The sequence below is a fragment of the Ramlibacter sp. genome (assembly GCF_050250995.1).
GTDB lineage: Bacteria > Pseudomonadota > Gammaproteobacteria > Burkholderiales > Burkholderiaceae_C > Ramlibacter.
The window spans coordinates 1-13,969 of sequence record NZ_JBFWNP010000082.1; the positions used below are offsets into that span (position 1 = coordinate 1).

16 protein-coding genes and 1 pseudogene are annotated in these 13,969 nt (G+C 68.1%); 7 read left to right on the forward strand and 10 right to left on the reverse strand.

The window, feature by feature from the left end; genetic code table 11:
* Window positions 1-121 precede the first annotated feature (121 nt).
* On the reverse strand, window positions 122-1,138 hold the full coding sequence (locus tag AB7E83_RS27145) for a GSU2403 family nucleotidyltransferase fold protein (RefSeq protein ID WP_428574471.1): 1,017 nt from the start codon (window positions 1,136-1,138) through the stop codon (window positions 122-124).
* A gap of 231 nt (window positions 1,139-1,369) precedes the next feature.
* Between AB7E83_RS27145 and AB7E83_RS27150 the strand changes: the two genes are divergently transcribed.
* The 3 genes from AB7E83_RS27150 (at window position 1,370) to AB7E83_RS27160 (ending at window position 2,904) form a co-directional block, all read left to right on the forward strand.
* Window positions 1,370-1,828, forward strand: a complete 459-nt coding sequence (locus AB7E83_RS27150; RefSeq protein WP_428574473.1) for a helix-turn-helix domain-containing protein — start codon at window positions 1,370-1,372, stop codon at window positions 1,826-1,828.
* On the forward strand, window positions 1,821-2,537 hold the full coding sequence (locus AB7E83_RS27155; RefSeq protein ID WP_428574475.1) for a nucleotidyl transferase AbiEii/AbiGii toxin family protein: 717 nt from the start codon (window positions 1,821-1,823) through the stop codon (window positions 2,535-2,537). Before AB7E83_RS27150 ends, AB7E83_RS27155 begins: the two co-directional genes overlap by 8 nt.
* A 118-nt stretch (window positions 2,538-2,655) precedes the next feature.
* Window positions 2,656-2,904 (forward strand): DUF3606 domain-containing protein, encoded by a 249-nt coding sequence (locus AB7E83_RS27160; protein ID WP_428574477.1) that lies wholly within the window; start codon window positions 2,656-2,658, stop codon window positions 2,902-2,904.
* A gap of 10 nt (window positions 2,905-2,914) precedes the next feature.
* On the opposite strand, the gene AB7E83_RS27165 is transcribed toward AB7E83_RS27160, so the two are convergent.
* From AB7E83_RS27165 to AB7E83_RS27180, 4 genes are all read right to left on the reverse strand, one after another.
* Window positions 2,915-3,256 (reverse strand): carboxymuconolactone decarboxylase family protein, encoded by a 342-nt coding sequence (locus AB7E83_RS27165; RefSeq protein ID WP_428574479.1) that lies wholly within the window; start codon window positions 3,254-3,256, stop codon window positions 2,915-2,917.
* Complete coding sequence (locus AB7E83_RS27170; RefSeq protein WP_428574481.1) at window positions 3,256-4,338, reverse strand: NAD(P)H-dependent flavin oxidoreductase; 1,083 nt, start codon at window positions 4,336-4,338, stop codon at window positions 3,256-3,258. Before AB7E83_RS27170 ends, AB7E83_RS27165 begins: the two co-directional genes overlap by 1 nt.
* A gap of 116 nt (window positions 4,339-4,454) precedes the next feature.
* A complete protein-coding gene (locus AB7E83_RS27175; RefSeq protein ID WP_428574483.1) occupies window positions 4,455-5,147 on the reverse strand; it encodes an SDR family NAD(P)-dependent oxidoreductase in 693 nt (230 codons plus the stop codon).
* Window positions 5,147-6,106 (reverse strand): Bug family tripartite tricarboxylate transporter substrate binding protein, encoded by a 960-nt coding sequence (locus AB7E83_RS27180; protein ID WP_428574485.1) that lies wholly within the window; start codon window positions 6,104-6,106, stop codon window positions 5,147-5,149. The genes AB7E83_RS27175 and AB7E83_RS27180 overlap by 1 nt, the downstream gene beginning before the upstream one ends.
* A gap of 195 nt (window positions 6,107-6,301) precedes the next feature.
* Here AB7E83_RS27180 and AB7E83_RS27185 point away from each other — a divergent pair, with 195 nt between their 5' ends.
* Both AB7E83_RS27185 and AB7E83_RS27190 read left to right on the forward strand, forming a co-directional pair.
* The gene (locus tag AB7E83_RS27185; RefSeq protein WP_428574487.1) at window positions 6,302-7,132 is read left to right on the forward strand and encodes an IclR family transcriptional regulator; all 831 of its coding nucleotides are present in this window, start codon (window positions 6,302-6,304) and stop codon (window positions 7,130-7,132) included.
* A complete protein-coding gene (locus AB7E83_RS27190; protein ID WP_428574489.1) occupies window positions 7,125-7,964 on the forward strand; it encodes an IclR family transcriptional regulator in 840 nt (279 codons plus the stop codon). Before AB7E83_RS27185 ends, AB7E83_RS27190 begins: the two co-directional genes overlap by 8 nt.
* Before the next feature lie 33 nt (window positions 7,965-7,997).
* Here the strand turns inward: AB7E83_RS27190 and AB7E83_RS27195 are convergent, their stop codons facing one another.
* Entirely contained in the window at window positions 7,998-9,635 is a 1,638-nt protein-coding gene (locus AB7E83_RS27195) for a flavin-containing monooxygenase (RefSeq protein ID WP_428574491.1), read from the reverse strand.
* A 60-nt stretch (window positions 9,636-9,695) separates the two neighbouring features.
* Window positions 9,696-10,046: a hypothetical protein gene (locus AB7E83_RS27200; RefSeq protein ID WP_428574493.1), complete on the reverse strand. Its 351-nt coding sequence runs from the start codon at window positions 10,044-10,046 to the stop codon at window positions 9,696-9,698.
* A gap of 12 nt (window positions 10,047-10,058) precedes the next feature.
* Between AB7E83_RS27200 and AB7E83_RS27205 the strand changes: the two genes are divergently transcribed.
* Window positions 10,059-11,324, forward strand: coding sequence for a CaiB/BaiF CoA transferase family protein (locus AB7E83_RS27205; RefSeq protein WP_428574495.1), 1,266 nt, complete (start codon window positions 10,059-10,061; stop codon window positions 11,322-11,324).
* Window positions 11,325-11,343: 19 nt separating this feature from the next.
* Window positions 11,344-12,330 carry an NADPH:quinone oxidoreductase family protein gene (locus AB7E83_RS27210; RefSeq protein WP_428574497.1) on the forward strand — a complete coding sequence of 329 codons (987 nt, stop codon included), beginning with the start codon at window positions 11,344-11,346 and terminating at the stop codon, window positions 12,328-12,330.
* A 1-nt stretch (window position 12,331) separates the two neighbouring features.
* On the opposite strand, the gene AB7E83_RS27215 is transcribed toward AB7E83_RS27210, so the two are convergent.
* The 3 genes and pseudogenes from AB7E83_RS27215 to AB7E83_RS27225 form a co-directional block, all read right to left on the reverse strand.
* Window positions 12,332-13,294 carry a Bug family tripartite tricarboxylate transporter substrate binding protein gene (locus tag AB7E83_RS27215; protein ID WP_428574499.1) on the reverse strand — a complete coding sequence of 321 codons (963 nt, stop codon included), beginning with the start codon at window positions 13,292-13,294 and terminating at the stop codon, window positions 12,332-12,334.
* Window positions 13,291-13,428: a hypothetical protein gene (locus AB7E83_RS27220; RefSeq protein WP_428574501.1), complete on the reverse strand. Its 138-nt coding sequence runs from the start codon at window positions 13,426-13,428 to the stop codon at window positions 13,291-13,293. Before AB7E83_RS27220 ends, AB7E83_RS27215 begins: the two co-directional genes overlap by 4 nt.
* 22 nt (window positions 13,429-13,450) lie before the next feature.
* Window positions 13,451-13,789 (reverse strand): annotated as a pseudogene (locus tag AB7E83_RS27225) (LysR family transcriptional regulator substrate-binding protein); the annotation flags it as partial.
* Between the last annotated feature and the right edge of the window lie 180 nt (window positions 13,790-13,969).

Sequence of the window (13,969 nt, forward strand, 5' to 3'; positions counted from 1 at the left end):
ACGGGGGACATTCGCGGAAGGGGCCGCCCCCGTCCCGGTCCGGGGTGCGCCACCGCATTCAACGCCACAGCTTCAGAATCTGTGGAGAAGGGCGCGGGCTACCCTTCTGCCGCCCACACTCCTAGCCCGCGAGCGGATCGGGCAGCGCTTCGGCTTGGCCCGATCCTGCTCCGGGGCCGGCCACCTTTTCATCGGCATTCGCCGGGTGGAGATGCCGCAGGTAGTCGTCCCACAACTGCTGCACGACCTGCGCCTGCAGCCGATCCTTCGGCGCCTTGAGCGGATCGCGGCCCGGCCGTTGCGACAGGTCCCGTTTGAGCCGGATGAAATCGAGCGGGTGCAGCGTGCGCATGCTCGCCATCTCGCCATTGGGAGCGACGACGAGGTGCTCGAACTTGCGGCCGCTCTGGATTTTTTCTCTCTGGTCGATTTCGACGGCCCAGAAATCGTTCTCGTCGTCGGACATCCGCATCGGGTGCGAATCGCCATCCCTGGCCTTGCGCCTGATCAGGTCAACCTCGAAGCCGTCGTCGTTGACGGCGGTCTGGAGCTGGTCCGGGATCACACGAAATGTCGCATCCGCTTTCTGCAGCACACCGATGAGCGACTTGTGTTCTCCCTGGCTGAGCGAAGTGATGAAGGCGACTCTCTTGCGCGCATCGAAAAGCAGGTCGAGGTCGCGCGTCGCCATCGCGCTGGAGTCCACGAGAACACCCGCCGCGGCCTCGTACGCATAGAGGGCGTGCGTGCCGATCACCATGAACTTGTCGGCCAGCCCGGCGCTGTCGAGCGCGTTCAGCACGCGCACGACGACGGCGGGCGTCCGGCCAACCCGATAAACGCGATTGAGTTTGCGCTGCTCCTCCACGCGCTGCTTCATTGCCTTCAGTCGCGCCTGCGCGCGCGCCTTGCGCGCCTGGAAACTCGCGTACATCGCTTCGGTCCCGGCATCCTTCGCGCCGAGGGACTTCTGCGCACCCGACGCCGACTTGCGGATGAGGTAGGTGCGACCGCGCACTTCCTTCCACGCCATCGATCCCTTCACCTGAAGCGCTTCGCGCGTCGCGTCCCGATAGTTGCGCCACGCCGCGCGGGCGTTTACGAGCTCGCGCAGCTGGTTCTCGTCGAGTTCGGCCACATGTGCCGTTTCCCAGTTTTTTTCAATTTTTACGTTTTACTGGGAAATTCATTTAAAAACAAGGACATATTGACATAAGACGGTTCTGGCTCAAGCGTCTATCCTCATCATCTTCGAAGGTGTAGCGGTGATCCAGGCGCAGGCGATCGGGCGGGGGCTGCTGCACGCTGCGCTTCTTAAAACGTCTCTGATTATGGACAAAACGATATTTTTGTCCATAATCAGAGACAAATGAATCTCGTCTCGGCCTTCGGCGAAAAGCAACTGACCCAGCTCGGCGATGCCGTGCGCGATGCGCGCAGCCGGCAACGCGTGAGCGCGGTCGCTGCGGCGGAATCGGCGGGAATCTCGCGCATGACGCTGCACCGCATCGAGCGGGGGGAGCCCGGCGTCGCCATCGGTGCGTGGGTCGCGATCGCGTCGGCGCTCGGCCTGAAGCTCTCGCTCCTCGACGTCGTTGCGCAACCCCTTCCGCCCGACCTGCCGCCATCGATCCGGCTTGTGGACTATCCGCAGCTTCGCGGTCTCGCCTGGCAGCTCGGGGACGCGGCGACGCTGGCACCGAAGGATGCGCTCGACCTGTACGAACGCAACTGGCGCCACGTCGACCGCGCCCAGTTGTCATTGAAAGAGGCGGCACTGATCCATGCGCTTTCGACGGCGCTGGGCGAAGGGCGGCTCCTTGTTTGAACGGCCTCACCATCGCAGCGTGGCGCTCGTGCTGCAGTCGCTCGACGCCGAAGCCCTTGCACGGCACCATTGCTGGTTCGGCGGCGGCACGGCAATGGCGCTGCTGCATGGCGAGTACAGGAAGTCGGTCGACATCGACTTCCTCGTCTCCGACATCGCGGGTTACCGGAGCCTGCGCCAGATGCTGGGCGACACGCGCTCGCTCACGCCCATCGTCCGGCCCGGCATGACGCTGGAGGTGGCGCGCGAGATCCGCGCCGACCAGTATGGAATCCGCACGCACATTCGCGTGGCAGGCGCCACGATCAAGTTCGAGATCGTCCTCGAAGGGCGCATCGTTCTCGATATGCCATCCACCACCGACGTCGTCTGCGGCGTGCGCACCCTGACCGCGCTCGACCTCGCCGCGGAGAAACTGCTCGCCAACGCCGACCGGTGGGCCGACGATGCCGTCAACAGCCGGGACCTCATCGACCTCGCCATGCACAGGGCGCCGCGCCGCATGCTGCTGGCCGCGTGCGCGAAGGCAGAGGCGCCATACGGGCAATCCATCCGGCGCTCCGTATCGAAAGCCATGGACTCGCTGCGAAACAGGCCAGGCCGGCTGGAAGCATGCATCAAGGCGCTCGACATCACGACGGTGACCAGAGCGCAGCTATGGCAGGCAATGAAGCGCATCGAGCGTACGCTTGCCGCGCCCCTGCCTTGAGCGGCATGGCGCTCGCCACGGCCGTGCCGTGACCCGCCCGCTCCCCGGGCGGCTTCGGACTACACGCGTATGCCGCTGCCCGCTCTACGCTGGCTCTCAACACCACCAAGGAGCGAACATGACAGACCGTCAAGACAGCAGCAAGTCCACCGACCGAATCGACCTCAACGACAAGGCCGCCTGCGAGAGCTGGGCGAAGAAACTCAACGTGACGCACGAGCAGATGCGCGAAGCCGTGGGCGCCGTCGGCGACAGCGCGAGCGACGTCGAGCTGCACCTCAAGGGTGTACGCAGCACCAGCAACGACGAACGCGTCGAGAAGGCGCTCAGGAGCGGCGACGGCTCGTCGAGCGACAAGCCCCGCTGATCCTCGCGAGTCAGGCCGACGTTCCGGCGGCCTGCTCCAGGATCGGCAGCGCGGCCTTGCCGAAGGCGATGGCCGCCGGCCATCCCGCATAGAAGGCGAGCTGCACGGCCATGCCGCGCAGCTCGTCCGGCGTGACGCCGTTGTCGAGCGCGCGCTGCACGTGGACCGCGAGCTCTTCGTCGCGACCCGACGCCGCGAGCACCGAGCACGTGACCAGGCTGCGGTCGCGCGCGGACAGTTCCGGCTGCTTCCACACGTTGCCGAACAGCACCTCTTCGCGCAGCTTGCCCAGTTGCGGAATGGCGGCATAGACGCGCTTGCCGACCGCCAGGGTATCGTCGCGCGTCGCCATCACGAGAACTGCAGGCGTTCGCGCGAAGCGCGCAGGGCAGCGACGGTCTCTTCGACGAGTCGCAGCAGCAGGTCGCCGGCCGGCGGCAGGTCGCGGATCAGGCTCGAGCCCTGGCCCGCGGGCAGCGCCTGCAGCTCCTTCAGGTCGGCCGCGGCGGCCGCGAAGCGCGCCGGGCCCACGGCGAGGCGCTGCAGCGGATACGGCAGCATCTCGTCCTCGTGGCCTTCCCACACTTCCGTGAATCGGTTCTTGATCTGGCGGACATAGAGGCCGTCGAACAGCAGCGAGCGGATCGTCTGGTCGTAGCCGGCGTCGAGGATGGACTGCTTGTAGTTCGCGCCGACGCTCGACTCCTGGCTGCCGATGAATCGCGTGCCGACCCAGACGCCCTGCGCGCCGGTGGTGAGCACGCCCGCGATCTGCGCGCCGTTCACGATGCCGCCGGCCGCGACGACCGGGACCGTCGCGAACTCCAGCACTTCGGCCAGCAGCGTGATGAGGCCGACGTCGCCCGTGTGGCCCCCGCCTTCGGTGCCCTGCACCACGACGATATCCGTGCCGGCCTTGATCGCCGAGCGTGCATGCGAGGCCTTGCCGACGATGCTGATGGTCTTCACGCCGCGCTCATGGCACGCATCCACCGCCCACTTCGGCGTGCCGAGCGCGCAGGCGATCACCGGAACCTTGTGCCGGAAGCAGATCTCGAGCTTCTCCTTCGCATCCTCGATGCTCATCGCCTGGTCGTCGGTGGGCTTCACCTGCACGCCCGCGGCCTCGATCTCCTGCTGCAGCACCTTCAGCGGCCCGGGCAGGTTGTCGACCTTGACCTCGGCGAGCTCCTTCGGCGCGCGCGCGGGGAAGCCGATGTCGACGCACAGAGGCTTGTCGGTGATCGAGCGGACGAGCTTGATCTCCTGCTCCACGCGCGCGGGCGTGGGCGAGATCGCGGCGATGGTGCCGAGGCCGCCGGCTTTCGACACGGCCGCGGCGAGCGGCCCGAACGCAACACCGCCCATGCCGGCCTGGAGGATGGGGTACTCGATGCCGAGCAGGTCGCACAGCGGGGTTCTCAGGGTGGTCACGTCGGTGTCTCCAGCGGATGAATTTCGAATCGGCCAAGCGTAAGAGACCGGCCGGCCGCGGGCAACTTGAAAGTTTCGAGTCGACGATTCGCAGTTCGCGAACCCGCCGCGCGGGGTCAGACGCGGCCGGTCACCGGAATCGACGCGCCGTGCACCGCGCTCGCGTCGTCGGAGAGCAGGAAGGCGATGACGCTGGCCAGCTTCTCGGGCGCGACCCAGCGGGACGGATCGGCCTGCGGCATGGCGGACCGGTTGTCCGGCGTGTCGATGATGCTCGGGAGCACGCAGTTGACGTTGATGCCGTGCTCGCGCAGTTCGGCCGACATCGACTCGGTGAGACGGATGACGGCGGACTTCGACGCCGCGTAGGCGCCCATGTTGGCGCCGCCGCGCAGGGCTGCCGCCGCGCCCACCGTGACGATGGCGCCGCGGCCGCGCGAGATCATGCCGGGCACGACCGCGTTCGCCACATGCACGAGGCTGCGCGCATTGAGGTCCATCAGGAACTCCCAGTCGCGCGCCGTGGTTTCGTGGACCGCCGGACCCATGCGGAAGCCGCCCGCGATGTGGCACACGGCATCGATGCGGCCGAAGCGCGCGACGCCGCGCTCCACGGCCGCGCGCACCTGCTCGACCTGCAGCAGGTCGGCTTCGATGGCTTCGACACCTTCGCCCGCGAACGATGCGAGCGGCCCGGTCGCCCGGTCCACCAGCAGCAGGCGCGCACCGTCGTCGCGCAGGCGCGTGGCGACCGCGCGGCCGAGCTGGCCCGCGGCGCCCGTGACGAGAACGACAGGTTGCGCCTCCATCATTTCGCTCCGGCCAGAGCAACGAGGTTCTTCCACTTCGCGAATTCCCGTGGCATCGCCTCGCGCATGCCCGCCGTGTTCACCACTTCGACGTCCAGGCCCTGCGTGTTGCACAGTTCCTTGAACTCTGCGGTCTGGGCCGCGGCGATCACGCCATTGGCCAGCGCCGCGACGATGGGCGCGGGCGTGCCCGCGCGCACGAGCGCGAAGACCGGCGACACGACTTCATAGCCTTTCAGCCCCGATTCGTCGAGCGTCGGCACGTTCGGCAGCAGGGCGCTGCGCTTGAGGCTGGTGACCGCGAGCGCGCGGAGCTTGCCGCTCTTGATGAGCGGCAGCGAACCGGCCATGCCGCCATAGCCGAGCTGCACCTGGCCGCTCGCGGTGTCGAGCAGGCCCTGCGACGCGACCTTGTACGGCACGTGCGCGACTTCGACGCCGGCCCGCGAATTGAAGAGCGCACCCGCGATGTGCGAGGCGGTGCCTTGCCCCGCCGAGGAGAACGAGAGCTTGCGGGGGTTCTTCTTCGCCTCCGCGATCACGTCCTGCACGGTGCGCAGCGGCGAGTCGGCGGGCACGAACATGCTGAGCGTGGACAGCGCGACGTTCGCCACCGGCATGAAGTCCGCGGCGGCGTCGTAGGGCAGCTTGTCGAAGAGCCAGGGGAAGGTGTAGTGGGCGCCGTTCGTGACGAGCAGCGTCGTGCCGTCGGCCGGCTGCTTGGCCACGTAATCGGTGCCGAGCGTGCCGCCCGCTCCGACCTTGTTCTCCACCACGACGGTGGCGCCCGTCGCCTTGCCGACGTGCGGCGCGAGGAAGCGCGCAATGGAATCGGTGGCGGTGCCCGGTGCATTCATCACCACGGCGCGAACGGTCTTGTCCGTCAGGCTCTGCGCGAAAGCCCAGCCGGGCAGTGCGGCGAGCGAGGCGGCGGCGGCGAATTGGCGGCGTTGGATCATCGCGGCATGCTACGCAGCGGCACGGCCGAGCCGGGCAGGCAGGTACGCATTTGTTCCGTACATCGGACTTCGCAACCCGCACCAAAGTACGGAACAAGTGGGAAAACCCCCTCCGCGCGGCCCTTCGATGGGGCGCAGACTTGCCCGAATCCCGCAAACAGTGCTGTCAAACAGGAGACAAGGGACATGCGACGAATGGCCGACGTGCGAATGGTGTTGCGCGCCCCGCAAGGGATGGCGTCCGCCCCGGACACGAACGGACGGGGCGAACTGATCGCCCCCATCGAGCGAGGGCTCGGCATCCTCGCCGCGTTTCGCGAAGGCGACGAATGGCTCGGCAACCGCGAGATCGCGGAACGCACGGGCATCCCCAAGGCCACGGTCACGCGCCTCGCGCAGACGCTCGCGGCCGAGGGCTTCCTCAACCACTCGAGCCGGCTGCGCAAGTACCGGCTGGCGGCGCGCGTGCTCGGGCTGGGCTATGCGAGCACGCACAGCTTCGACCTCGCCGCGACCGCGCGGCCGCTGCTGCAGGAGTTCGCGGACCAGTGCGGCGTGTTCGCCGCGCTCGCGAGCCGCGACGGGCTGGAGAGCACGATCGTGGAGCTGTCCCACAGCAGCACCACGCTCATGACGCTCGCGGTCGGCCACGGCGCGCAGTTCCCGCTGGAGGGCACGCCGCTCGGCCTCGCGCTGCTCGCCGGCTTGCCGGACAACGAATCGGAATACCTGCTCGAACGCATCCGCCTGCGCCATCCGGCCGACCATCGCCTCGCGCTGCGCCAGCGCATCGCCGACGCGAAGAGCCAGGTCCGCCAGCGCGGCTATTGCGCTTGCGCCGGCGACCTGAACGCCGAACTCGTCGTCGCGGCGGCGCCGCTCTCGATGCGCGAGCACCCCGCCTTCGTCATCGCCTGCGCGGCGCCCGCGTCCTCGCTCACGCGCGCGCGCCTCGTCGAATTCGTCGGACCACGCCTGACCGCGCTGGCGGAGAGGCTGCGGTCCATGGAGGCCGCCCATGACTAGCCTCGCCACCGCCCCGGAATCCGCATCGGCTTCCGCATCCGCTTCCGCCGCCGCCTCGGCGTCGGGCACCACGCACACGCTCGAACGCGCGCTCGCGATCCTGCGCGCCTTCGACGGCCGCACCGCGCCCGTCACGCATTCGGAGATCGTGAAGCGCACCGGCTACTCGAAGGCGTCGGTCTCGCGCATCGCATACACGCTCGTGTCGCTCGGCTATCTCGCGCGCGACGTCGACGGCGTGCGCTTCCGCATGGGCGTGCGCGGGCGCATGCTCGGCCACACCTACCGGGCGAACAGTCCCGTGTCGGCCATCGCGCGGCCGATCATGCAGGCGTTCGCCGACCGGCACGACATGTCGATGGCGCTCGGCATCGGCGACGGCACGGAGATGCTGTATCTCGAATACGCAAAGAGCCCGGGCACGAGCACCCTGTGCTTCTCGGTCGGCAAGCGGCTCAAGATGGAAGTGAGCGCGCTCGGCCGCGCCTACCTGTGGGGTCTGCCCGAAGCCGAACGCCGGCGACTCCTCGAGCGCATCGCCGACCGCGGCAAGGCATCCACCGCGGGTGCGCTCGAGCGCACCGAGCTCGCCTTCGGCAAGCTCGCGAGCGAAGGCTGGTGCCTGGCCGCCGGCGAATACCAGCGCGAGACCTACGGCATCGCCGTGCCGGTGCGGCTGGGCTCGCCCGCGTTGCCCATGAGCCTGAGCTGCGCGGCCATGCTGCCGGTGCGCGACGAACGCGAGATTCGCGAGACGATCGTGCCGGCCTTGAAGGCGACGGCGGAGCGGCTTCGCAGTTCGCTGGCGGGCGTCGACAGCGAACTGTTCTGAGCCGTCATTCCCGCGAAGGCGGGACGGCGGCCTTCAGTTCTTCGCGGTTTCCTGCGCGCGCGAGGTCTTGAAGCCGCGGAAGCCTTCGGCCACGATCTGCTCGCACTTCTCGCGGTACTTGTGGAAGCCGCCCACGTAGGGCATGAAGACGCGCGGCTTGCCGGGGATGTTGGAGCCGAGGTACCACGACTCGGCCGTCGGATAGAGCGTCGAGTTCGCGACCTGGTTCACGTGCTCGACCCACTCGTCCTCGGCCTGGGGCACGGGCTCGACGATGTCGTTGCCGGTCTTGCGCAGGTTCTCGATGTGCGCGAGGACCAGGTTCACGTGCTGCTCGTTGGCCACCACCATGTTCGACTTCACCGACGGGCTGCCCGGGCCGGTGAGGATGAAGAAGTTGGGAAAGCCCACCGTCATCAGGCCCAGGTAGGTGCGCGGGCCGTGCGACCACTTCTCCTTCAGCGCGAGGCCGTCGCGCCCGCGGATGTCGATGTCGCGCAGCGCGCCGGTGATCGCGTCGTAGCCCGTGGCGAACACGATGTCGTCGACCTCGTAGTCCGCATCCGTCGTCTTGACCCCTTTCGGCGTGATTTCCACGATCGGGTTCGCGCGCACGTCCACCAGCTTCACGTGCGGCAGGTTGTAGGTCTGGTAGTAGTTGGTGTCCAGGCACAGCCGCTTCGCGCCGATGGGGTGCGTATTGGGGCACAGCAGCTCGGCGGTCTTCGGGTCCTTGACCGTCTCGCGGATCTTCTTGCGCACGAAGTCGGCGGCCGTGTCGTTCGCGGCCTTGTTGGTCAGCAGGTCCGTGTACGAGTACAGGAAGCGGACGCTGCCGCCCATCTTCCAGTTCTTCTCGTACATCGCCTCGCGCGCCTCGGGCGTGTCGTCCAATGCGCTCTTCGTCGGCGGCGGATGGCCGCCGATGCCGAAGGGCGTTCCCTGCGCCTCTTCGCGCAGCTGCGAGTAGCCGGCCTTCTGCTTCTTGCGCATCTCTTCGTCGAGCGCATGGTTCTGCGCGGCGAGGCTGAAATTCGCGGTGCGCTGGAACACGTAGAGCTGGCTCGCCTGCTCCGCGATGATCGGGATCGCCTGGATGCCCGAGGAGCCCGTGCCGATCACGCCCACGCGGCGGCCGGTGAAGTCGACGGGCTCGTGCGGCCACTGGCCGGTGTGGAACCAGCGGCCCTTGAAGCTCTCCAGGCCCTTGAAATCGGGCACGCGCGGCAGCGAGAGGTTGCCCGTCGCCATCACGCAGAACTTCGACTTGTACGTCTTGCCGTCGTCCGTGCCGACGGTCCACGTGCCCGTGCCCTCGTCGAACGTCGCGGAGGTCACGCGGGTATTGAAGCGGATGTCCTTGCGCAGGTCGAAGCGTTCGGCCACGTGGTTCTGGTAGGCCAGGATGTCGGCCTGCGTCGAGAAGCGCTCGGGCCAGTTCCACTCCTGCTGCAGGTTCTCGTCGAACGAGTACGAATAGGCGACGCTGTCCACGTCGCAGCGCGCGCCGGGATAACGGTTCCAGAACCAGGTGCCGCCCACGTCGGAGCCCGCTTCGAAGACGCGCACGGTGAGGCCGGCGCCGCGCAGCTTGTGCAGCGCATAGAGGCCGCCGAATCCCGCGCCGACGACGATGGCGTCGAATGTTCCGGTGTTGTCCTGTTGGGCCACGCTGCTGTCCTTGTGTTCGATCCGATCAAGCGACGATGCTGGAACCGGCGCGCGCGGCGGTCAACCGCCCCCCGCCCGCACGTTCCGTACTTCGATAATTTTTCGTTCGATGCGAACGCCATGTTTTGAAGTACGGATCGTTCCTCGCGGTGCGCCCGTGCGCGCACGCGCTCCCGCTACCTTCACGGCTTTCACGCGATCCCATCCTGTCGGAAAAGCGCCGAACTTCATCGGCAAGGTCGCGCAGAGCAAGGAGTTCGGGCAGCCGGTGCTGCAGTTGACCGAAACGATTCCCGGCGTGAAGAGCCGGCCGACGGAAGACATCGTGAAGAAAATGCGCGCGGCATCGAACTGATCGGTCGGTTCGCGCAAGACAATGCGGATGGGGCCTTGCGGGGCCCCGTTCTTCATGGAGGGACGGCAATGGCAGGCGTGCTCGCAGGCATCAAGGTGGTGGAGATCGCGCAGGCGCTCGCGGTGCCCGGCGCGGGGCGCGTGCTCGCGGCGCTCGGCGCCGACGTGATCAAGCTGGAGCCGCCGGGCGGCGAATCGCAGCGGCACATGGACACGCTGCACGTGAAGGGCGAATCGCGGCCGTTCTCGTCGATCAATCCTGGCAAGCGCAGCCTCGAGCTCGACATGGCGTCGCCGCACGCGCGGCCCGTGATCGACGCGCTCGCGAAGAACGTGGACATCTTCCTCACGGGCATGAAGCAGCCCGACCTCGCGCGCTACGGCATCGACTACGAGCGCCTCGCCGTACTCAACCCGCGCCTGATCTACCTGCAGACCTCCGCGTTCGGCGCCAAGGGACCCGACGCGCAACTGGGCGGCTACGACATCCTCGCCTCCGGCCTCTCGGGCCTCGCCTTCCTCACCGGGCGCGACGACGGCGCGGCGCCCGAGCCCGTCGTGCCTGCCTACACGGACGCCGCCACATCGCTCGGCTCCGTCGTCGCGATCCTCGCGGCGCTGCGGCATCGGGATGCCACCGGCGAAGGCCAGCGCGTCCATACCTCGCTGCTGTCGACGGCGCTGTCGATGGAGCTCAGCTTCGTCTCGCGATTCGAAGAGGTCGATCCGCCGCGCGAGCGCGAGTTCGACGCGCAGCTCGCCGAGCTTCGTGCGCGCGGCGCGACGCCGCGCGAGCAGCGTCGCGCCTGGGAGGCGTACTGGAAACGTGGCGGCGGCATCTTCGACCTCTACTTCCGCCACTACCGCACCGCCGACGGGATGCTGGGCGTCGGCGTGCTGAGCCACGGTCTGCGCGCGCGCTTCCACGACGCGATCGGCATTCCCGCGCCCGGCAAGGACGTCGCGCTGAAAAGTCCCGAATGGAACGCGGTCGTCGAGCGCGTCGAAGCGCTCTTCGCCACGCGCACCACGCAGCAATGGCAGGACCAGCTCAACGCCGCCAAGGTGCCCTGCATGCGGCACAAGCTGCCGCACCAGGTGCTCGACGATCCGCAGGTGCGCGCGAACGACATGGTGGTCGAGCTCGACCATCCGACCCTGGGCCGCTACACGACGGCGAACGTGCCGTTCCAGCTCGAGCGCACGCCGACGAACGTGACGCGGCCCTCGCCCGAACTCGCCGCGGACAATGACGATGTGCTCGCGGAAATCGGCATCGGCGCCGACGACGTAGCGCGCCTGCGCGCGCTCGGCGTCTTCGGACCCACCCCCTGAACACGGAGACGATCAAGACATGCATGGATGGATGTGCGACGCGCTCGATGGCTACGAGGCGCTCCAGTGGCGTGAAGCGCCGACCCCGCAACCGAAGGCGGGGGAGGTGCTGGTCCACGTCAAGGCCGCGAGCCTGAATTTCCCCGACCTGCTGCTGGTGGCCGGCAAGTATCAAGGCCGGCCCGAGCTGCCCTTCGTGCCGGGCACCGAGTTCGCGGGCGACGTCGTCGCGGTCGGCGAGGGCGTGACGACGGTCAAGCCCGGCCAACGCGTGGCATGCCGCAATCGCGTCGGCGGCTTCGGCACGCATGCCGTGCTGCCCGCGAGCGGCTGCACGGTGCTGCCGCCCGAGTTCTCGTACGAGGATGCGTCGGCGATGTTCGTGGCCTATGCGACGAGCCACCACGCGCTGATCGACCGCGGTCAGCTGAAGGCCGGCGAGACCGTGCTCGTGCTCGGCGCGGCGGGCGGCGTGGGCTCCGCGGCGGTCGAGATCGCGAAGGTCGTCGGCGCGAAGGTGATCGCGGCGGTGTCGAGCGAAGAGAAATGCGAGATGTGCAGGAAGCTCGGCGCCGACGTCACGATCAACTACGGCACGAAGGGCGTGCCGGCGAACTTCCGCGACCTGATCGCCGAGGCCACCGACGGCAAGGGTCCCGACGTGATCTACGACCCCGTGGGCGGCGACTATGCCGAGCCGGCTTTCCGCTCCATCGCCTGGCGCGGGCGCTTCCTCGTCGTCGGCTTCGCGGGCGGACCGATTCCGAAGCTGCCGCTCAACCTGCCGCTGCTCAAGGGGGCTTCGATCGTCGGCGTGGTCTGGGGCACGACCGCGGCGAAGGAGCCGCACACGGGCGACGCCGTCATCGGGGAACTGGCACGCTGGTACGTCGAGGGCAAGATCAAGCCCGTGGTGGAGCGCGTCATGCCCATGAGCGAGCTGAAGGCCGCGTGCGCGCACATGGCGGCGCGCGGCGTGAAGGGCAAGCTGGTGCTCGTGAACTGACTCAGCGCTTCGGCGGCAGCGCTTCGCGCCAGAACTTCGCGATGTCGCCGACTTCCTTCATGGCTTCGTCGAGCGTCGTCGGCGCGGGCGTCATCGCGGTGGCTGAAATCCTCTCCACCACCGCCGGGTCGGCCAGGGACTTGCGCAGCGCCGCATTGAACTCCTGCGCCATCGCCGGCGGCAAGCCCTTGGGCGCGAAATAGCCGATGAAGGTGTGGAACTCCAGGCCCTCGACGCCGAGCTCCTTGAAGGTCGGCACGTCCGGCAGGAGCGGGGTGCGGCGCGAGCCGGACACGGCAATGACCTTCGCCTTGCCCGACTTGTGCGCCTGCACGGCTTCGGGCATGCCGGTGATGCCGGCGGGGACCTGGTTCGCCATGATGTTCTGCAGCACCGGCGCGGACCCCTGGAAGGGCACCGGCACCATGGTCACGCCGGCGTGCTTGCCGAGCGCGTCGCCCACGACGGTCGGCGCGCCGCCGACGTAGGGCACGCCGTAGGAGCGCAGCAGCGGGTCGCGCTTGAGCGCGGCCACGTAGTCCTTCATGTCCTTGTGGGCCACCGTGCCGGGCACCATGAGCGTCCAGAAGGTGCGCGCGCCCTGGCCGAGCGGCACGAAGTCGGCCGTCGCGTTGTAGTTCACGCCGGGCGTCGTGAGCGGCACGATGATCATCGACTGGTCGACGGTGAAGAGCAGCGTCGTCCCGTCGGGCGTGGCGTTCTGCACGAGCTGCGTGCCGATCTGGCCGCTGGCGCCGGGGCGGTTCTCGATGACGACGTTCTGGCCGAGCTCCTTCGCGAGGCCCGGCGCGAGCAGGCGCGCGACCTGGTCCGTGCCGCCGCCGGGGGCGTAGGGGACGATGACGCGGATCGGGGCCTTGAAGTTCTGCGCGCTCGCGAGGAGCGGCGCGAGGCTGGTCGCCGCGGCGGCGAGGGCCAGGAGGACGCGTGTGATGCGATTCATGAGGTGTCTCCGGTGACGGCGACGAAAGCGCGCCGTTCGAGCCGGATGGTCTTCTCGGCTGGAGGCAGCGTCAACGACGACAGGCGCGCGCGTTCCGTACTGCGGGTCGAATCGCGAAGTGCGAAGGAATGCATCGTGGAACGCGGTCGATGCGAGTCATTTCCGAGCCTTGATCGCGGCATTCATCGCGTCGATCGACACCGCTCCGTGATGCCTGCCGAAAAGCGCCTTCAACTCCGTCACCGGTCGCGAACTCAGCTGGGCGAGAAAACTCTTCGTGGCGGCTGTTGCCGCCTTCCCGCGTTGAGTGGCGATGCAGATCCGCCGCCGTGCCCACGGCTCGTCCAGCGGAATGGCCCGCACGGACTCCAGATCGCGCGCGGACAGCATGTAGTCGGGCTCCACCGTCGCGCCCTGGTTCACGCGCACGAGGCTCGTTGCGGCATAGATGCTGTCGACCGTCAGCTTCGGCTTGAACGCGATGCCCGCGTCCGCGGCGGCTTGGCGGGCGCTTCCTCAAGCCATGCGTCGAGGTAGGCGGCCATTTCGTAAGCGTCTCGTCACCCCACCTTGAGTTTCGCCGCTGACTGAGCACGATTGCTGTCCATCTACCTTTGATGGACAGCAAATGAACGAACATCGCAAGGGACCTCGGCGCCGGCACAGCACCGACTT